A 19,929-nucleotide genomic window follows, 5' to 3' on the forward strand; every position below is an offset into this window, starting at 1 on the left:
GCCGAACCCTTACACTCCGGCCCTGAGCGACAGATCGCAGATACAGCGCGATCTGTCGCTCAGCTCAACTTCCAGTCACCGCTGGCCTGGGACTGTAGGCAATGCTGGGGCGCTGTCGGGGGGTAATAAACAGGCGCTGCATGGCTTGGGTGCGATCGCTGCTGGTTTCACCATCTGCCACTGTCCACATCGTGTCGTAGAAGAAAAACGAGACGCCAGCAAAGCCCATGCCTCGGGCCGTCTGCACCTGCTGTTGAATTAGTGCCATGGGCATAGGTCGATCCTTCAAACCGCTTAGAATGCCAACGCCAGTAGGGATATGGCGACGAGCCTGCTGAAAGGCGCGATCGCGAAGGGCGTTGCGAAAGCTGGCCAGGTTATCGCGATAAATCTGGACGACGAGCTCTTCGATGTAGCCTTTTTCTCGCCAGCGGGGCCAGTCTTGGAGATGGTGGGTATAGGCAAAGGCAGCCGGGTTGGGCGAAACCGATAGCACCGCGTTGGGTCGTCTTGCTTTGACCGTCCAAAACACCCGGTCGACAAACGCGGTGATTTTGTCAGCTCGCCAGCGCGTCCATTCGGCGTCGTAGGGGTTGGCTGGTGGTGCTTGGCCGCGATGCTCCTGCCGATAGAGGTTGATGGTGTAGGGGTCGTAGCCAAAGGCTACCGGCAAGCTGAAGTGATCATCCAGCTGGAGACCGTCGACCTCGTAATTGGCCATCAGCTCGGCAATCAGGTCGAGGATGAACTGTTGCACCTCTGGGTGAAATGGATTGAGCCATACCCGAGGGTGTCTGCCCTCTTGGTCTCGGCTCGCAGCGGGTAGAACTCCCTGCTTTTGGGTCAGCCAGTCAGGATGGCGCTGGGCCAGGGGCGAGTTGGCCGGAGCCATGAAGCCAAACTCAAACCAAGGAATAACACTGAGGCCGCGATCCTTAGCGGTTTTGACCACTTCGAGCAGCATGTCGCGATCGCCCTGGGCCGCTTCTAATGCCTCGTTGCGCCCCTGGTTTTCTAAGTCGGGATAGAGCCCCTGTCTGTAACCCGTCGCTCGCTCCGCCACCTGACTGGGGTAGAGCGTGTAGCCCCAGCTCCACACCGCTGGGTAGACGGTATTGAACCGGTTGTTGGCCAGCTGTTGCAGCGAGTTTTGGACTGCTTGCTCTGAAAAAAGCACCTGACTATCGACATTGGTCAGCCAGACTCCCCGAATTTCGGCGGGTGCATTGGCAATGGCCTGTGCTGGCAACAACCCGATTGCGCCTTGAGCGATCCCGATTACTAGGGCTGTCAATATAGCGAGGCCTAAATAGCAAAACCGTCTCATAGCATTTCCCAACTAGCCCTACAGGCGTTTTCGAACCTATTACCAAATGCCAGTATTTCGGATCGATTGTCTGAACTTGTCAGCCTGATATTCAACTGGTACACAGATTTGAGAGATGGTTCGGAAATCGCATAGGCGCTCCTCGCGGTAAACGTTATAGCGAGTAAGGTTCCTTTTGGGCGCGTCCCTTTGCTAACAAAGAGCTCTCTGGAGGAACCCGTGGGAGTGTAGTTTGCTCAAAGTAAAGACTTGAGTTGAGCGGCATAGCGATCGCCCGTAATGGCGAGGAAACTCCCCATATACCCCAGACGTGGCAGTTTTTATTCATACCCGTATCCAGCACCGCCGATTCTGCGAGTTCATTGCGCCTTTGCCAGGAGCATAGGAGGGCAAGGATATTGCCCTGGAGCTGAGGGTATTTATTGTGATGGCCGCTAACGCGTCCTACGCCTTGAAAGCGATCGCCAATCTAACCTTTTTGCCCACTCTGTCGAAGCTTTAGTTCAAGCCCAAAAATTAACAACCAGCGTCACCTAGAACTGGAATTTCCGTCATTTCTCCGTTCTGCTGAAGTTGCAGGGTGCCCTCTACAGCGACCGACTCAATTTCTCCCGGTTCACCGAGGGTGACATTGACCTGCAGCTTAATTGTGTCATCTGGACTGGCAAAATTTTGTAAGGTTTGTTGTCCGTAAAACTTATTACCCGATGCGGCGATGCGGCGGAAGCGGATAAACTCGCCATTGAGTTTCATGAGGGCCACAGCATCGGCTGGGGGTTGAGCCAGACCGTTAAAGAAGAGATACTCCTGCGATCGCAGGCCATCATCCCGGTGCCACAGAGTCATGCCGCAGCCACCCCCATCCTGAGCAAACAGTTCGTCAAGGGTAAATTGATCAATTACCGAAAGCGCAGGGTTAGAGGTAGGGTCGCTAAGCACTGGTGGCGAGGTGTCTGGGGGCCGGGTGCCCACTGGGGTACAAGCCAAGACCACAGGCGTTAATAGCAGCAGTAAAGATGGTAGGCGTTTCATCACTGGGTCGCGTTACTGTAGATAGCATAACTAGAGACTGCCTGGGTCCGATCGACACCGATATGAATCCTGCAGACAGGGCTTTTGCCGTGGAAATGAGCAAGCTGACTGCCCACGGTCGCTATGGACAGAAGACGAGGTGGCTGGCATGGTCTCTTATCTCGCCAGTTCTGAAGCCGCGTTTGTTACGGGCGCGAACCTCAAAACTGATGGCGGATTTACCGCTTGAACGAGACAACAATCTAATGCGCTATCCATGGGAGATCGCAATGCCTAGTCGAAGCCAAGAATGAACCCAGCAGCGCGGCCTCAGCAGCAGGAGAGATAGCCAAGCGTCCTAAACAGAGGAATATCATGAATAAGCCCGAGTTTTTTGGTACCCCCAGTTATGGCGAATACACGCTGAATGAGTTGTATTACTCGCAAGCGGTAAAAAGTGGCAGTCGAGCGGAGACATCTGGAAAGGCGGCATTGATGACAATCTGCAAATTCCCGAATTGCTTGCGGATGAGATTGCTCAGGCGCTTCAGAACGTAGAGCGAACCTTGGCGACTGCCGGTGCGGGTTGGGAGCGTGTTGTCCACGTCAATTCTTACCACGTTGGTGGGTCTCCCCAGAGGTTAACGAGGTGTGGTCAGGCTGTTTCTTCGTTACATGCTCAACCACGCCCCAATATGGACAGAGGTAGGAGTCGCGGTTCTTGGATTTCCAACGATGCGGATTGAAATTCGCATTACTGCAATTGTTCTGTAGGTTTTGCGTAAGCGACAACGCTGCACACTAAGCGGATGAAATCTAACTCCGGGCAAAGGGTTGGTGCAGCAGACTCCAACCCAGATGGCTGAGCGATCGAGCAGTATTTAGAGAACGAAGCATCTTCGAACGAATGTTCGTGAGTACTGAATCGTCCCACCACGAATGCTGTCGCTCCCTTCATGTGCCCTATTTTGTCGAAGGTGGAAGGCTCCCTTCACAATCGCGCGATCGCATCCACCTTTGCCTCCTCCAACACATCAAGATACCGCTGCAACGCGACCACCCGCCCAGGTCTTGAATTGCCTTCAACCCCCGCCGAGCTGGGTCGCCCAAGTGCGCCGGTTGCTGTGGGTGCTGTAGCCGCGCAGGCCGAGGCGATCGCACGCCTTCCGCAACGCCAAATCACAGGCCTGCTGCGTAATCGGCTGCTCTCCACTGCGACCCGGAAACAAATAATCCCCGTCGGGTAAATCTGCCGTAGCTAGCACCGCCTTGAGCTTGGGGTGAATCGGCACCGCTCGCGTCCGCTGTGTCTTCGTCGTTGCCTTGCGCAGCACCAACGTATTCCCTACCACCTCCTCAGCCCGCAGCTGTCGTGCTTCGCTGACTCGGCAGCCGGTGTAGTAGTAGATTGAGAAGAGCGATCGCATCTTCGGACTCAGCTCTTCCTCACCTGCTTAAACTAATCCGCCCACCAAATGTCTAGCTAGTCGTGGCGATTTTGCTTCGGCACCAGCCCACCTCAGACTGGATCTAATTTGACCCTATAAACTATGACTTGCTCTTTTTAATTTCAGCAAGTGCAGTTCATCGGAATACCAAAGGTTTCAGTGAGTTGAAGCGAAAAGAGGTCAAAACGGCGAGGATTGTTGAGAATGAGCTCCTGTTATTGAGAATAGCAAGGTGAATTGCTACAGAGCAAACGTACTCTGCAACGGCTGAAGCCGAGAAACTACAGAGCCCGACGCTATCTTCCGTAGATGAATCATAGAACTCGTATAAAGACAAAGCTTACGCTTGAGTGTTTCCATAAAAACGCGGATTCTGATCGATGAATTGATTCAGAAAGGCGACCTGTCCTGGCTGAGCAAGCTCGTATTGATATAATTCAACCAACGCGAAGTCTTGGATTCTGGGTAGTAATCACACGCTTGTCCGCACCGGGAACTCGATTCCTGCGAGGAAGGGGAGATTGCTTCTGTTTGAACGGGCATCACGCCTGGTTCAACTCAGACCGTTGCAGTTTAGACCTGCCTCAAGCTCTCACGCACGGACAGTCTCTAGTTTTGCTCAGGGCTCAATTTGAATTTTATCTTATATCTTACGGCTTTTTTTATGTTTGACCTCTCTACCCTCAACGGCAGCAACGGCTTTGTGATTAACGGCATTGATGCGGGTGACCTGTCAGGCTTTTCCGTCAGCAATGCGGGCGACATCAACAACGATGGCGTCGACGACCTGATTATTGGAGCAAGCGGCGCCGACCCAAATGGCAAAAGTGATGCTGGTAAAAGCTATGTGGTATTTGGTGGAGCCGGTGTGGGCAGCAGCGGCAGCTTCAATCTCCCAGACCTCCACTAGTCTGGGTCCTCGTACCTTTGTCGCCCTCAACAACGACACGGCTGGGTTTCAGGAGGCTAGCAATGCTGTGATTGAGATTACTGGCTTCAGCAGTAGTTTGACCAGTTTGGTCATTGCCTAATCTCTCATCGACCCATTAACCCAGTGAGGGGCGATCGCACCGTGTTTTGCCGCTCTGTCAATGCGTACAGTGCGATTCGCCTCACCTACCCACTCATGAAAGCTTGCTAGTCCTCTAATAAACGTCACACCTCTCAAGTTTCTGACATGCCTTATTCAACGTGGTTTGCAGTGCTATTCAGTTGCGGCGTAGGGCAACTAGCTTGAGCAATTTTGTTGGTTCCAGAGGCACCGACCAAATCAGATTCCGACGTGAAAATACCACGACTAAAAACTCCGTATGAACACGGTGGTTAAATTGGGGTAGTTTTTTTCTGCCTACGATGCCCCTAGGCGGACTACCTACTCTTGGTGCGACACAACGTCATTAGCAGCGGCCATCTCAGCAATCATGCTCCGCTCTGGATATAAGGGATACCTGCTCGATGCTTGGCATGAGTGGGGGTCAGCGCCCACAGCTTCTGGCGTTGAGTAGACCAGGCAGCCTCATAGCCCGATATACTTTCACGGCTCAAGGCCGATGCCGAGTTCTTTGCAGTCGCGGTTAGGGTTGAAGGTGATCCCGGCAGGGAGAATGGTGGGGCAAAACTTCACCCAAGTGAACCGCCTTGAGTTAAAGCCTTAGCTCCTTTGTCCACTGCTTAAATTAGCAACGCCTAAAAACCAATTTTGTGCAATTGCTGATTCAAAAGGTGCTTTAGTTTAAACACAGGACAGCGACTCGAGGGCACCGAAGAATTTTCACCAATCAACTTTGCATTGGGGGCTACATTAGCTACCTGGCTTTGAGCAATCTGGAGTGCAGCATGAGCCGTTGCAAGCGCTTTAAAATCTTTGTTTATGGCCGACATCTGCTGCAGATAGGCGTTAAGGTAGCGCATTCTCACCTGAGGATCATCGCTGGAGCGACTAAGAAAGGGTAGATCAAGCTCAGTCATAAATCGAATCGCCAGCATAGGGATCGGGCTCCGCAGAGGCCGAAAGTCTGGATTGTGTAGCCCTGGGCTTTCGTTATGCTCATGAAATTCTCCAATCATTAGCCCTTCTTCTACAAAGAAGGGCTTTAATTGCTGCTGAATTCGATCAATTAAAGCTGTCTGCTCAAGCAGCCCTGAAATATCTGGGAAAATCAGTAAAATTGCTTTGTATATAGCTAGATCACCCTGCTGCGGCTCCATTGTCAAAAACTGCGTTCGATAGCTTTTCACCAAATCGGCAATTTGAGGCTCTTCCAGGCCTTCGGTGTGGACAACGACGCTTTTGATAGTATCCATTCGCAGCGCTCTTGGCACGAATGGACAGACAATTCCTGGCCGCCCTAACTTAGGATGGGGGCTACCCAAAAACTCCTTTATCCAATCTTGAATTTTTTCTTTATAGACGATATCCGCAGCTTTTTTGGATGTTGTGAGCATAGTTAAAGCCAGAAAAAAGACAAAACGATAAAGCCTTGAAAGATGTTAAAGACAAGGTAGAACTAATTTCAACCTTGCCTTAAACGATATGGTTTCTAGACGGACAAGAGTTTTAGCCTTGATCCAAGAAAATATCGAACGGGTGAAATCAGAAATTATTAATTTATGATTTGATAGACTTTTGATGAACTAATTGCTAGAAGACAGCATCAGTGGGCTTTTGTGTGCTCTCAACCAAATAGCTAGTACTAACGGTGAGCCTAGGGAGCATAGGGCTAACGGTTGACAAGCTACTTTGATTTGTACAGACTCCAGAAAAAAGCGACATCAAAATTTCAACCAAGGTAGTGCCTATCGTCCATTTAGGCGTTTCGTCGCCATTTTGGATTTGCTTTCATCGTGAAAATTACGGAAACTTTACCGATAATCATCTGAGAATAAAGTTATTGACTACAATCGAGCGTTTCTATTCTCAGAGGTCTAGGCATTGAGGCTAATCTAGATTTGCCTCTAGCGTAGGTCCTTTCTATACAAAGTTAGGGCTAAGCTTAATTCAGCAAGTTTCAAGGAAACTTTACTTGCATTGATTATAAGAATGGCATTTTGCCGAAGCAGACTTACGATCGATCTAGCTAGCTAAAAAACGTATTAAGAACATGACTATTAATTTCTAAACGCTGCGCTACCAAGATTTCTAATAGTTTTTCTCAGTTGATGTGTGCGCCCAAAAATATGCTGTCAAAAAACAAAGACGTAGCTGTCTGGCCCTCTGGAGAAGTAGCGGCAGAAAGCGATTCAGGACAAAACCTTTGCAGTGACTGGGTTGAGGCGTGGGACAGCATCTCTTCAACGACATTGCTCCATCAACTCTTCGAAATGCAGGCTGAACATAGCCCCGAAAGCATTGCTATCAGAGCTGAAGAGCAGTGCTTATCCTACCGGCATGTTAACGAGCAAGCTAATCGGTTTGCCTATTACCTTCATCAACAGGGCCTAGTTGTCGACACAGTCGTAGGGCTATTTATTGATCGCTCACCAGCCATGGTGATTGCCATGCTGGGCATCCTCAAAGCCGGTGGTGCCTACTTGCCGCTCGATCCCGATTATCCAAGCGATCGCACGGCTTCAATTTTGGCTGAATCTGGAGTCTCATTGGTAGTCAGTTGTTCCCACCTGATAAAAAACCTTCCCCAGGAAAATATCAATGTCATTTGCCTAGACCTTGAGCAGGAGAAGATTGGACGTCATAAGCACACAAACCCAAATTTCCCGATCACTGTCAATCACCTAGCCTACGTCATCTACACCTCGGGGTCTACAGGAACTCCAAAGGGGGTGATGATTCCACACAAGGGCATTTGTAATCAGCTATTTTGGCGACAGACTACCTTTCCATTAACACCGTCAGATCGGGTACTGCAAAACATCTCCTTTAGCTTCGACCCATCGGTATGGCAAATATTTTGGCCGATATCCTGTGGGGCACAGATAGTTTTGCCAAAGCCAGGTGGGCAGCGGGATATTGCCTATCTAGTTGAATTGATTGCCAGAGAGCAAGTTACGATCTTGGCATTGGTGCCCTCAGTGCTGAAGGTTTTTCTAGAACAAACCAAAGGTGCTCAGAGCACGCCGCTCCGGCATATCTTCTGCGGAGGTGAGGCGCTACCTACCACTCTCCAAGATCTTTTTATAAACAAATTTGGAGCAACAACGCAATTACACAATGTCTATGGCCCAACTGAAGCCTCTATTGACGCTACTTATTGGACTTGCCAACCTGGTATAGAGACTGCGATCGCTCCAATTGGTCGTCCAATTGCAAATGCTGAGGTCTACGTCTTAGATGAGCACCTGCAGCCTGTGGCAACGGGAGATTCGGGAGAGCTTTACATTGGAGGGCGGGGGTTAGCGCGGGGCTACCTCAAACGACCTGACCTAACCGCAGAACGCTTTATACCCCACCCTTACTCCTCCGATACTGAAACTCGGCTATACAAGACAGGCGACTTAGTTCGCTACCGATACGACGGAAATCTCGAGTTCCTAGGACGCTTAGATTCTCAGGTAAAGATACGTGGGTTTCGCATCGAACTCCAGGAAATTGAAGTAGCTTTGACCCAGCATCGCAGCGTTGCTGAATGTGTTGTCTTGGCCTCTCAATCTGATATAGAAAATTCCTATCTGGCAGCCTACATCGTAACTGCCAATTCCCATTGCTCTACAGCCCAAGAGCTTAACAACTTCTTGAGAGGTAGGTTGCCCGACTATATGGTGCCTGAACATTTCATTTTTCTGGATGAGCTGCCACTAAATGCCAACGGCAAAATTGATAAGAAGAAGCTACCTGAACCCAACTTGAACCGCCAGGCTTTTGAAAATGACGTTGTTTCGCCTAGAAATGAAACAGAGCTCAGGTTAACCCAGATCTGGGAACAGGAGCTTCAACTTGGGCCTATTGGAATAACTGATAGCTTCTTTGAGTTAGGCGGAAACTCTTTACTCGCTGCCAGTATGTTGATTAAGGTCGAAGATGTCTTTGGCCGATCGCCCTCTTTGGGAAAGTTTTTCCAGTTGCCCACCATTGAAGCATTGGCTAAAGCTTTGCAGGAGACATTAGAGGATAACTCTAAGCAGTCTCTGGTCGCTATTCAACCCTATGGGTCGAAATTGCCGCTGTTTTGCGTACATACTAGAACCGGAAGTGTGCTTGATTACTATACATTGGCTCAGCAGTTAAACCGCGAACAGCCAATCTATGGATTACAAGCTCGAGGTTTGAGCAGTAGCGAAGATGTAGATTACCGGGTTGAAGCTATGGCCCGTCGCTATATTCGAGAGCTACAGACACTTCAACCTACAGGGCCATACTTTTTGTGTGGTTATTCGTTTGGCGGTTTGGTGGCCTATGAGATGGCCCAACAGCTGGTGCAAGACGGCCAGACAATAGGATTGCTGACACTGATTGATACTTACTGCCTCACTAAGTCCTGGTTTGACTTCAGCACTCCTACAATTTTGGGTCAATTAAGGGGCAAACTGAGCGCTGGGGTGCGGAGAGTTCACCAGAAATGGCTATCTCTGGGTTACTTGCGATCGCACTCTTCGGAAGCAGTTTTAGAAAGAATGATGGCTATTAGCGAAAGAGCTATCAGAAGTTACAAGCCCCAACCCTATTCAGGGTCAGTGCTGTTGTTAAGGGCCACCCAACTCCCAGAAAAGGCTAATCTAAGCCCTCAGTTTGTGGATGAAACTCTGGGATGGGAAAAATTGGTAACTGGAGAAATTAAGGTTCACTCTGTGTCAGGAGATCACTTTAATCTGTTCGAAAAACCCAACGTCTTCGAACTGGCAAATTATCTCAATCGTTTTCTTCCATGAGCTACGAACTACTCGGGAATGTTGCTGAATAGTAGTATGAATTTGTGGAATTCTAAATGAGTCCTCAATGCGTCTAGCCCTTGCTTCATGCCCCGAATCAGTAACGCCAGCTATTCGGGAACGCACGTGACCGGTCAAGATGATGATCCTACAAAGCTTGCTCTGTAAGGTTTCTGAGCCTGATTAAAAAACGGTTATTGGCGAACAGTGTTGTTCTTATTGGACTGCGCACTATCTTCTCTGCTGGTTTGCAGTCACTATGTTCATCTCGTTTATCCAGCCGTAGCCGGTTCTGTTAAAGCTCAAGGGCTCGGTATGCTCCCGTTGATGCTCGGCTCTATCTTTCTTGGGCACTGCTAGCCATCCTCACAACTAGGCATAGCTTCACTTAGAATAGTCAAAATGCGCTTAGTCGCTAGCTTGTGCGACTAGTTGTTCTGGCTTAATCTCACACTTCTACTTACAGAAAGACCTGACGTAGTTAAGTGGTAATTGTTCAGAACAGCTGCAGCGTTGGACAAATTCGGACCGTTTCACGAAGGAGCTGTCAAGGGGATTGTGATGTTACTCTAAGACACGGGCAGCCGCTCAGGGGGCCTATTTAAGCCCATTTGTGGTCACCCCTAATCAGCAGCTCGCGCATAGGCCTTGTTGGTAATCAAAGGCAAGCAGCACCATGTTGAATCCCCCTGCCTAACCTGACTTGAGCAGTTTTTACAGCAAGTTTTGTATTATCCCAATCGCTGCACCAGATGCAGCGGTTCTGGTTCTCCAACACTAGTCAGTTTTAGAGCACTTCTGGGCAATACCCGCAGTACTTCCTCTACAGTTGTGACGCCAGCCATGACTTTCTCAATGGCCGATGTTCGAAATGAGATGGAGTCGCTCTTGCTGAGGTGGCGGCGCAGTTGAGTCATGGTGCCATCATAGATCAACTCGCGAATGCGATCGTCCACCTCCAGCATCTCGACTACCGCCTCCCGCCCTGAATAGCCGGATTGGAAACAGGATGGGCACCCCCGCCCTCGTCGCCAGTTGCCCTTTTTGATTTGAGCGGCATCCAGTTGCAGTATGGCCAGGAGTTCTGGGTTGGGTTGGGTGGGTTCAGCGCAGTGGGGGCAGATGCGCCGCACCAGGCGTTGAGCGACCACCCCTAAAAGGGCGTCGCTAATCAACCCTGGATCTGGCCCAATATCTTTAATCCGGGGAATTGCCCCAGCTGCATCGTTGGTGTGCAGAGTGGTGAATACCAGGTGGCCGGTTAGGGCAGCCCGAATGGCGGTTTCGGCAGTTTCGTGGTCCCGCACTTCCCCCACCATAATGATGTCTGGATCCTGCCGCAGGATGGATCGCAGCCCCGCCGCGAAGGACATACCTGCCGCTTCGTTCACTTGGGTCTGGGTAATGCGGGGCAGCACATATTCTACTGGGTCTTCTACCGTGACCACGTTGACATGCTCGGTGGCGATCGCTTGCAGACTGGTATAGAGAGTACTGGTTTTACCGGAGCCGGTCGGTCCGGTGAAGACAATGATGCCCTGGGGCTGTTCTAACCAGGTTTTGTAGATCTTCAGCGCTTTGGGCGAAAACCCTAGCTTGTCAATGGTAGTGAAGGGGTTTTCGCGAGGCAGCAGGCGCACTACAGCTTTTTCACCACAGACACAGGGTAAGGTGCTAACTCGCATATCCATACTCTGGTCGGCTTCGTTGTCGACCTGGTATTTTTCCCCAATGCGGCCATCCTGGGGCCGGCGGCTATCGGCAATGTCCATGTTGGCCATTACCTTTAGGGCTACGATCACCCGGCGGCTGATTTCCCCTGGCAGCAGGGTAATATCGCGCAGTACCCCATCAATTCGGTACCGCACCCGCAGCCCTTCTAGGGTCGGTTCTAGGTGAATGTCGCTGGCCTGGTGCTGAAGGGCGCTGGAAATGATGGCCTTAATTCGCTCAATTTGCCCCTCTGCCTTAGACAGAAATAGCTCAGTGGTCTCGCCAATATCATCGGTTGATTGCTGGCCGGTGATTGGGTCCAGCAATCGGCTAGAGGTAATGCGGCTCAGATCAGCGGTGCGAGTATGGTACCAGGCCCGGTAACTCTTGGCTGAAATGGGTAGGACTTTGATGGTTGTCAGGGTGCGATCGCTAATCGTCTCCAAGGCCTCGGCGGAAACTTCAATCGGGCTGCCCAGGTAGAAGCAGCTTTGCCACAGTAGCAACGGCACCACAGGGGGCAGTTTTTGCCCCTGGCAATACTGAAAGAAGCGACTACAAACCTCTTCATCCAGCAGGTCTAGCTTAAGGATGCCCTCGTCATCGCGCACCAGGCTAAGAGCCTCTTCACAGGAGATTTTTCCCTGTTTGAGTTGCTTCCAAGCAGAAACTGGCCAAGGTACGGTTTGCATGCGATCGGGGTCCTGAATATAAGCGTGATGAAAAACTGATCCAGCCTCACCAACTGCCAGAACAGTAACAGTTTCTCATCCCTGTTTTGAGTGGCGGCTGGAAGGATGACCAAAAGGTAAAGGAACCAGCCAGCCTAGGTAGAGAACCAAAAGCTGGCTGGTAGGGGTTACGTCAGAACTAGGGTAATTGACTCAACACCAGTTAAGCAGTCGCACCATTTAGGGCGATCGAGCGATTATCCGTTCGCCAAATACAGTAGGTAATGCCAGATCCCTGGGCATTGACGTACATATACTTGCCATTCTGGGAGAAACAGGCACCTGCAAACTCGGCGGTGCTGCCGGGAATGATGTTGCGACAGAACTCAAACAAACCACCGCTAGCATCCACTCCAACCACCCGCTGGCTGAAGTTAGGAGCGCCCGGCTGGCCACCGCTGCCGTCCTCACAGAGGTAGAGGGTGCCATCTCGAGCAACCGTGATGTTGTCGGGGCCGTCCAGGAGGTTTTCACTCGTTGACTCAACTACCAGGGTGACCGTTTCGGTGGTGGGGTCATAGGCCCACACCTGCCCTTCGCCCTTATCTCCGGCATTACTGCAAACCCAGTAATGCTTGCCCTGATGATACCAGGCACCTTCACCCCGATACCACGCAGCAGCTCCTTTAGCCAGCGCTTCATAGCGTAGGGTATCTCCCTCTGGGTCAACATCATCTAGCTTGACCCACTCCACGCTGAGGGGCTGCCCCAGGAAAGGTAGCAGGCTGCCGGAACCATTCGCGCCTAGGCCACGGGTATCAACTCCGCTAAAGCTTCCGCCTCGATCATTCGTCCCGCCGGTGGGAATTAAGGCTCCGGTGCAGTCAGAACGCTGCCCTGGCTTAATTACCATGGCGTAGAGGTCACCTCCTTGTTGCAGATCGCCAAAGCCATTGGGTTTCCGCACCTTAGGCACGAACTTGTAGTAGGCGCTATCGCCCCGGTCTTCGGTTTCAAAGATATATCCAGTCTGAGGATCAACTGAAACCGCTTCATGGTTCATGCGGCCCATAGCCACTAGGGGGATAGCGTCAACCGCTTCACCCGATTGGGAAGGAACCTCGAAATTGTAGCCGTGCTTTTTGGTCACCCGCGGGTCGGTAGCCGGAGTAGCTACATTTTCCTCAGAGGAAATCCAGGATCCCCAAGGGGTAGGGCCACCGGCACAGTTGCGGATGGTACCACTTAGGGAAACATAGTGCCGGACTACTTGACCATCGCGATCAACTTCGACTGTGGTAGTACCGCCGCCACCGCTGTTGAAAGCGCTACCCGTATAAGGGTCATATTGCTTACCATTAGGCGCAACAGTGCCACCGCCCCCAGGATTCCGCTCATGGTTGCGCACCAGAATATAGTTGCCATTGCGCCCCTGAAAAGCGGCCATGCCATCGTGATTTCCAGGCACAATCGCACCATCGGACATTGTCTGTCCTTGAATGGAGATAGCAGTGTATTGAAACTTTTCAGGCAGGGTAATCAAGGGAGTATCAGCTAGGCTCCCCAAACTTTTGGTGTTGTTGGGCAACTTAGGAACGGGGGTACCGAACCCCGGCACTGTAAAGCTGGCGGTATTACAGGTTCCCTGGGCCATAGCCCGACGAGCATTCAGTAAGCCCATGGGAGCCACTGCTGTACCTGCCGCCGCTGCAGACATCAGCATGACAAACTGACGCCGTGAGAAATTAGACATCGTACCCTTGCTCCTCTCTAAAGCATTAAATCTTACAGACCGTTGCAGAGCCAAAGGCAGAGAAAATCGCTCTAGAGTTGCCCCTAAAGCTGACTAAATAACTCCTTTGACCAAAATTTATCAATCCCTTGTTATGGACGAGATAAATCCAACCATAACAAGACAGTCACTCCAGCTAATGGTTAGCTTGAGCGGGTTTTTCTGTAAGCAATATTGACCCATTAAAGTATTCATTGCAACCGTGTTAAAGTTAAAATCTGGTTAATCAAAAAATTTTGATTAATTAAGTAGTTGAGCTTATGATGTTCAGTTTTCATTTCTTTGAAAGCCAAATAGAAATTAACTGACTTGTAAAGTTAATGTGAATTTGAACTGTAGAAAACGTGAAGGCTGTTATCCTCTAAGCCTGCTAGGAGTAGCATTTACTAACTAACTCCTGACGATATTGAGAGTTATTGACTATCAGAGCCCTATTCAATGAGGCGCAGGCTTGCCTGTAGCGTACCTGAGAACGGTGAAATGTAGCGATTTAGTCGAGAGCATTTATTAATTGATCGTATTCCTCGGAGCTCAAACGACCTTGACGAAACGCCTCACCCGCTTGAACAGACGGATCTCGACTCACCAGTGACGATGGCAGGGCCTGGGCTAGGGTTGTTGAGGTTCGGCCTTCATCGGTCGAGTCTAACCCCAGTAAACTGTAGGAAGAGTAATAATATTGAGCATTTTGAAGAGCAATTCGGCGATTGCTCGACCACTGTTCTCGAGAAACATTAAGACTAAAAATTGGCACTACTCGTCCGTTGAGCTGACCTAAAACGTTAATCTGGACTGAGCTTAACTGCGAATTTTGAGTAAAGGCTTTCGTAATTTCATCGGCTGCTGCAGATTCAGCCTGCCTATCTAGATCACTACGTGTAGGTATGCCATAAACCTCTACAGTTACCGTCATAGAATCCGGCTTTGCATGAACAAGTTGGCCAATCGGAAACGCTTCAAGGAAAGAAGCAAGAACTGCTGCTGCTAGTAGCTTTCCTATCATTTTTTTAAGATCTGGCAACGTTAAAAAATTCAGCATAAAACGCTTTTCTTAACCAACAAGAACCAAATTCATCAACGAAAATATTTTTTCACTAAATGGGTATTCTTGAGGTAAAAAAGCAGTTAAATCAACCCCATATTTTCTTAACCTAAGGAATTTATTTTGAGTGAATTACGTGTAATTACTGATTCGTTGCTGAGTAGCATCTGAAACAGTTAATTTTCTGCTAGATTCGGATCCCGAACGCAGAGTGGTATACTCAGCACGGCAACCTAGTTCTAGGCAAGTCAAAGACGTCGAGAAACCTTGGGCTCTCATTACTGATGAGCTACCCACCCTCAATACCCTGTGGTAATGTGTCATTCAGTTTGCATTGAAGACCCGTCAGATCGGCGATGAATTTTACTGCGGCATTGTCTGAAGCGTCTTGGGAAAACAGCTGGCCTTGGCCGCGTCAGTTAGCTTGGTCATCTCTGAGCTGGTCAGATATTCCTGGCTGCTGCTCGTGGCTTTGTGCGCCTTGAACGAGCTGCTGTGTTCCCAAGTAGCAACTAAGGCTAGCTTGGTCGGCTTAAATCTAGACGCTGCATCTAGAACGGTGCCCATATCGTCTTGTTCAACTTTCAGTGATTGGGCGGTATCTTCAAGCATGGCTCAAACCCGTCGCCTTGCCTTGGTACCGTGCTTACGGCGTTTGTTCAAAAATGAGTTGTAGGATAGAGCAGCTTTGCCATTTGGGGCCTAGTACTGGCAAGGTTACCCATTTTGGGTTGAGACGCATGTTTGCTGATTTTCTACCGTCCTCCAGTCGTGAGATCCAAGATAGGGACGCGATCGCCCTGCTGCAACGAATTCAGCGTCGTGTTGTTCAAGTGTCGGTGAGGCAAAGTACGACGGCGAGCGCAACCGCTTATGCCCATTACAGTCCTAATTCATTAGCTCCTGTACCGGGCACGGTTCCTATTCTGCTGCTGCACGGATTTGATAGTTCTCTGCTGGAATTTCGGCGAATACTTCCCTTACTGGCGCATCGTCACGAAACCTGGGCGATTGACTTGTTGGGTTCAGGATTTACTGAATATACAGCTACGCTGGCGGTCAATCCCCAGACAATCCGGCAACATCTGCTTAGCGTTGTAGAAGATTGGATCGGGCAACCTGTAACTTTGGTGGGAGCCTCTTTGGGAGGGGCAGTCGCGATCGACTTTGCCTTGCATTATCCAAGCTGGGTGCGATCGCTCGTTCTCATGGATAGCGTCGGTTTTTCTGGTAGCTTTCCCGTTGGGCAGTTTCTCCCGAGTCCGCTAATCGAACTGGGCACAAACTGGTTGTATTTTCGCAAACATGCCGCTCTGGCGGCGGCCTCGGTCTTACCGATATTGGATGCAAGCTTGGTAGACGCCCTGCGCTGCTCGCTGCTGCATCAGGAGATGCCAGGGTGGAGGGATGCGATCGCATCTTTTACCCAAAGTGGGGGTTATGCGAACTTGAGCAATGCGATCGCTCAAGTCACGCATCCCACCCTGATTTTGTGGGGAGAAGCCGATGATGTTTTAGGAACGGCAGATGCTACTCGGTTTGAGCAAGCAATTCTAGGCAGTCGGCTGACCTGGGTTGAGGGAGCGGGGCACGTTCCCCACTTCGATCAACCCCATGTCGTTGCGGATCACCTGTTGTCATTTGCCCAGCAGATCGAGGGATAGCGGAGCCAAAAGGGGAAACAGGAAGTCTACCAACCGACAGTACCCTGTCCCAATCCTGATCGCCTGCAATAGAGAGAGTCGTGATTCCGTAATACCTGTGGAAACTTCTATCCAGATTGCGCCCAATCTAGCGGCAGTGTTCTTAATGCTGCTAGGGGGAGCAGCCTTGCTCTTTCCGAAAACAATGGCGGCCTTCGTGGGTCTCGGTCCCATCGCTCCGGTGGGGATTTCTGAGATTCGCTCAACCTTGGGTAGTTTCTTTTTAGGGCTAGGAGCCGCCTGTTTGTGGTTGCAGTCTACCGATGCCTTTACCGTCCTCGGGGTAGCTTCGTTAGTGGCTGCGGCCGTGCGGCTGATATCGAGCATCGTTGACCGCAGCGTCACCCTCAAAAATATTGGCGGCGTGGTGGCAGAAGCCTGCTTGGGGGCTCTGTTTTTGTTGAGCTGGATGTGGCAGGCTTGAACTGGAACCGGATTAATAGCCCTAGGGCAGTGAAACCCAGGTGCCGTGAAAGCCATAGGGAACCCGCTGTGGCATCTGAATGCGGGCAACGGGCTCATTCGTCATGGCCTGCGTGCTGACGATGACTAACTCAGATACATCCTGCTCTTCGTCGTGCACAAAGGTCATCAACCAGCCATCATCCTCGACACTTGCGTTTGGTCGCGGTACGAAGACCCCTTCGCCACCATAGCGTCCGGTTCCAAACGAATGAGCCTGAACGCTCCCATTGTCCAAATCAAACTTCAGTAACCCATCAAACTTCGGCACTGTGGTAGGCGCACTTTTGCCAGCATAGCCATAGCGAGACGGCCTACCCAAATACTGCTCATTGATGCGAGGAAACTCGCAGGCGCGATCGTCGAGAGCCTGTTCTTGCACAGCCCCTGTCTTCAAGTTAAATCGCCACTGGTAGAGCAAGGGCACGTCGCTGCCAACCTGGTGATTGTCTCCCTCGTGGGCATCAGGAGACGCCCCCAAAACGTTGGTATTACCTGTACGACAAGCCATCAGAACAATGTCATCCCCATCCTCATAGGCATTTAGGGTGTGGAAGACATAGCAGCTGGGTGCTTCAAACCAGCGAATCGACCTGTTGTCGCCATGGCGAGGCAGAATTCCAAATCGACTGGGGCGATCGCGCTCGAAGGCAAAGGCCGATTCTCCCCGCTGCAACCGCTCTAAGCGGAAGGTGAGGGGCAAATCCATGAAAAGGGTGTAGTGCTCTGTGATAGCAAAGTCATGCATCATCACCCCAACCGGCAGATCGATTGGGACTGTTCGCAACAGTTCTCCCTCAGCCGACACAACACTGTATTTGACGTAGGGCGGTTGGGCCAGCGAATACCCAAAGAACATCATTTCCCCTGTCACCGGATCTACTTTAGGATGGGCCGTCACGGGAGAGGCCAGCTTGCCATTGAAGGTGTAGGCACCGATTGTCTCTAGCCCAGGCACATCAATCGCGTGTGGTTCTCCCCCTTCCCAAAGCGCCAACAGGCGATCGCGATGCCATATAAGTGCTGTATTGGCCACGTTTTTGAAGCCGCCTTGAGACGGTTGAAGCAATCCACCAAACACGGCTTGCCCTGCTTGTCGCTCCTGTTCAAACCCCTGCGTCCGAATGTAGCGATTGCGGTAACTCGCTTTGCCGTCTTGGATGTGAACGCCATGTAGCATGCCATCCCCATCGAACCAGTGGTAAAGCCCCAAGGGTGAAAACTGAGGATTGGGACCGTTGCGAACAAACATGCCACTCAGTTCGGCTGGTAACTCGCCAACGACAGGCAGCTGATCGACTGTCAACTCTGTCTGGACAGGGGCAAAGTTACTAGTGAGGTAGGGGTTGAGGGTGGTTGTCATAAGACCAGTAGGTTAACGAGCAGCGGGAGCGTTCATGGTCTTGTGGGACGGCCGTCTTGCTGTCCAGCTCAGACATGCAAGATGCCTATCCTACAAAGCCATCATCGGACAAGCAGGCGATCACAAGTTCAAGGTAGCTGATATTTGAATAGAACCGAACAATGTTCTGGGGAGCGATCGCTCTCATAACGGGGAACACCACTGTAGAGCCGTTGGCAGTATGCCCTAGGCTGATTCGATTTGTAGAAAGGCAGAACAACTGCCATGCGATCAAGCTGCTCCTGCCAATCTGGAGTTTTAGCGCGCCACACTGTAGAACTCTACCGGTCTAGCTCTTTGTGGCGCTCGCTCCAGTAGGCGTAGCCGTCGGTTATCTCCACTAGCCAGCATCGCCGCCCGATCAATGAGGAGCTGATCGAGAGTGCATCAAGGCCGCCATGATAGATCTTGCAGTAGGTCAAACCTCTAAAAACAACCCCACCATCCAAGGCCGAGGGGGGTATGGTGGAGCGCTGCCGCTTTCAAGCTTGGCAATTTTGCTGTACTGTACAGTGACACTTTATTTATTATCGAGTCAAATTAGTGTCGTCAGCTCGAACCCCTTTATCTCCAGTCGTTTCAAGTATTTTACTTGGGGCAGGTTGATTTGAGATCATGGTTTCCTCGCGGGTAGAAAAGGGGCGCGTGATCAATAGTTCTTCTGTTGTTCATCGGCAAAACACCACAGCCATTGTTCTCCCAACTCTGCTGAACTAATCACCACATGTCCGCTTTCTTCGTAATGGCGGCGAGCGTGTTGATTTTTAGACGAGTCGCAGCACAGCATTTTGCCGCAGGTTTGACAAATTCTCAGGTGAACCCAGCGATCGCCAACGCGCAGGCATTCCTCACAGCGGAATACCGGATAATTGGCTTTTGAAATCATAGTCTCTAGCGTCAGTTCGTTGAGGTGTTGACAAGACATAGAGGATTCCTGTGAATGTGAAAGGTATGCACGTAATCAAATGAGATACAGCCATTTGCGAAAGAGCTGGGTGAGACGAGGCATAATCACGTAGGTGAGCAGGGCAACCGTTAGACCTGTGACCAACAACGTTCTGAGCAATACCGGAAGCTCTACCAGGAGCGGTACTAGCAAATGATTGAAAATCGATATCGTGAAAAACACCGCCAGCCAAGTCACGATCGCCATTTTGTAGCGCGGAGGTGGAGCCTTTATGGATTTGTTGGGAAGCGTAAACCAGGTTTCTAGACCTGTCAGAGTTTGAATGGTTTCAGGCTTTTCAATCAAGGGCTGTAACCGCTCCAACCATTCTTGCCGCACGCTGGATTCCAGCCAAGTTTTGAGGTTGTCGTAATGATCAAATTTGACGATTGCCACATATTCAGGATGAGCGTGATCAGCGGGACGGATCACACTCACCCCTGAATGTCCCTTAAATTGGTGGGCAGCCATCGCAATTCCGTGCAACCATTCCTCATACCCCTGTTCACGCCCTGGTCGGACAAGGTGAGAGATGATCGCGGTTACCTGGTGAGTTTCTGCATCTGTACCCACTACCCCTGGCTCTAGC

Annotated in this window: 19 protein-coding genes; 7 read left to right on the forward strand and 12 right to left on the reverse strand. The window is 50.7% G+C overall.

The features are described 5' to 3' along the window. Positions 1–64: 64 nt before the first annotated feature. Complete coding sequence (locus NC979_RS10000; RefSeq protein WP_190520252.1) at positions 65–1,327, reverse strand: glycoside hydrolase family 10-like protein; 1,263 nt, start codon at positions 1,325–1,327, stop codon at positions 65–67. A gap of 516 nt (positions 1,328–1,843) precedes the next feature. Further along, positions 1,844–2,359 carry a hypothetical protein gene (locus tag NC979_RS10005; protein WP_190520254.1) on the reverse strand — a complete coding sequence of 172 codons (516 nt, stop codon included), beginning with the start codon at positions 2,357–2,359 and terminating at the stop codon, positions 1,844–1,846. A 37-nt stretch (positions 2,360–2,396) separates the two neighbouring features. Between NC979_RS10005 and NC979_RS10010 the strand changes: the two genes are divergently transcribed. Continuing rightward, the gene (locus NC979_RS10010) at positions 2,397–2,588 is read left to right on the forward strand and encodes an SDR family oxidoreductase (protein ID WP_431191057.1); all 192 of its coding nucleotides are present in this window, start codon (positions 2,397–2,399) and stop codon (positions 2,586–2,588) included. Positions 2,589–2,775: 187 nt separating this feature from the next. On the opposite strand, the gene NC979_RS25320 is transcribed toward NC979_RS10010, so the two are convergent. Beyond that, entirely contained in the window at positions 2,776–2,943 is a 168-nt protein-coding gene (locus tag NC979_RS25320; protein ID WP_431191059.1) for a hypothetical protein, read from the reverse strand. Here NC979_RS25320 and NC979_RS25325 point away from each other — a divergent pair. Then, positions 2,872–3,084: a RidA family protein gene (locus NC979_RS25325; RefSeq protein WP_431191058.1), complete on the forward strand. Its 213-nt coding sequence runs from the start codon at positions 2,872–2,874 to the stop codon at positions 3,082–3,084. The genes NC979_RS25320 and NC979_RS25325 overlap by 72 nt on opposite strands. Before the next feature lie 336 nt (positions 3,085–3,420). Here NC979_RS25325 and NC979_RS10020 read toward each other — a convergent pair whose 3' ends face one another. Beyond that, a complete protein-coding gene (locus NC979_RS10020; RefSeq protein ID WP_190520257.1) occupies positions 3,421–3,765 on the reverse strand; it encodes a tyrosine-type recombinase/integrase in 345 nt (114 codons plus the stop codon). 685 nt (positions 3,766–4,450) lie between these two features. Here NC979_RS10020 and NC979_RS10025 point away from each other — a divergent pair. Next, entirely contained in the window at positions 4,451–4,696 is a 246-nt protein-coding gene (locus NC979_RS10025; protein ID WP_190520259.1) for an integrin alpha, read from the forward strand. Continuing rightward, positions 4,632–4,817, forward strand: a complete 186-nt coding sequence (locus NC979_RS10030) for a bluetail domain-containing putative surface protein (protein WP_278002584.1) — start codon at positions 4,632–4,634, stop codon at positions 4,815–4,817. Before NC979_RS10025 ends, NC979_RS10030 begins: the two co-directional genes overlap by 65 nt. Before the next feature lie 655 nt (positions 4,818–5,472). On the opposite strand, the gene NC979_RS10035 is transcribed toward NC979_RS10030, so the two are convergent. Then, positions 5,473–6,231, reverse strand: coding sequence for a DUF6875 domain-containing protein (locus tag NC979_RS10035; RefSeq protein WP_190520261.1), 759 nt, complete (start codon positions 6,229–6,231; stop codon positions 5,473–5,475). A 714-nt stretch (positions 6,232–6,945) separates the two neighbouring features. On the opposite strand from NC979_RS10035, the gene NC979_RS10040 reads away from it, so the two are divergent. Continuing rightward, positions 6,946–9,609 carry a non-ribosomal peptide synthetase gene (locus NC979_RS10040; RefSeq protein WP_199308885.1) on the forward strand — a complete coding sequence of 888 codons (2,664 nt, stop codon included), beginning with the start codon at positions 6,946–6,948 and terminating at the stop codon, positions 9,607–9,609. Between the two features lie 731 nt (positions 9,610–10,340). Here the strand turns inward: NC979_RS10040 and NC979_RS10045 are convergent. The 4 genes from NC979_RS10045 to NC979_RS10060 form a co-directional block, all read right to left on the reverse strand. Next, positions 10,341–12,014 carry a GspE/PulE family protein gene (locus tag NC979_RS10045; RefSeq protein ID WP_190520263.1) on the reverse strand — a complete coding sequence of 558 codons (1,674 nt, stop codon included), beginning with the start codon at positions 12,012–12,014 and terminating at the stop codon, positions 10,341–10,343. 202 nt (positions 12,015–12,216) lie between these two features. Then, the gene (locus NC979_RS10050; protein ID WP_190520265.1) at positions 12,217–13,746 is read right to left on the reverse strand and encodes an alkaline phosphatase PhoX; all 1,530 of its coding nucleotides are present in this window, start codon (positions 13,744–13,746) and stop codon (positions 12,217–12,219) included. 529 nt (positions 13,747–14,275) lie between these two features. Beyond that, positions 14,276–14,824: a hypothetical protein gene (locus NC979_RS10055; RefSeq protein WP_190520267.1), complete on the reverse strand. Its 549-nt coding sequence runs from the start codon at positions 14,822–14,824 to the stop codon at positions 14,276–14,278. A gap of 366 nt (positions 14,825–15,190) precedes the next feature. Beyond that, on the reverse strand, positions 15,191–15,439 hold the full coding sequence (locus NC979_RS10060; protein ID WP_190520269.1) for a hypothetical protein: 249 nt from the start codon (positions 15,437–15,439) through the stop codon (positions 15,191–15,193). Positions 15,440–15,567: 128 nt separating this feature from the next. Between NC979_RS10060 and NC979_RS10065 the strand changes: the two genes are divergently transcribed. Beyond that, a complete protein-coding gene (locus NC979_RS10065; protein ID WP_190520271.1) occupies positions 15,568–16,491 on the forward strand; it encodes an alpha/beta fold hydrolase in 924 nt (307 codons plus the stop codon). A gap of 97 nt (positions 16,492–16,588) precedes the next feature. Further along, entirely contained in the window at positions 16,589–16,954 is a 366-nt protein-coding gene (locus NC979_RS10070; RefSeq protein WP_190520273.1) for a DUF4345 family protein, read from the forward strand. Between the two features lie 21 nt (positions 16,955–16,975). Here NC979_RS10070 and NC979_RS10075 read toward each other — a convergent pair whose 3' ends face one another. From NC979_RS10075 to NC979_RS10085, 3 genes are all read right to left on the reverse strand, one after another. Continuing rightward, entirely contained in the window at positions 16,976–18,355 is a 1,380-nt protein-coding gene (locus NC979_RS10075) for a carotenoid oxygenase family protein (protein WP_190520275.1), read from the reverse strand. Positions 18,356–19,043: 688 nt separating this feature from the next. Then, positions 19,044–19,319, reverse strand: a complete 276-nt coding sequence (locus NC979_RS10080; RefSeq protein ID WP_190520276.1) for a UBP-type zinc finger domain-containing protein — start codon at positions 19,317–19,319, stop codon at positions 19,044–19,046. A 36-nt stretch (positions 19,320–19,355) separates the two neighbouring features. Beyond that, complete coding sequence (locus tag NC979_RS10085) at positions 19,356–19,913, reverse strand: putative antibiotic biosynthesis monooxygenase (RefSeq protein WP_242024058.1); 558 nt, start codon at positions 19,911–19,913, stop codon at positions 19,356–19,358. Between the last annotated feature and the right edge of the window lie 16 nt (positions 19,914–19,929).

The organism is Leptolyngbya subtilissima AS-A7 (genome assembly GCF_039962255.1).
Classification (GTDB): domain Bacteria; phylum Cyanobacteriota; class Cyanobacteriia; order Phormidesmidales; family Phormidesmidaceae; genus Nodosilinea.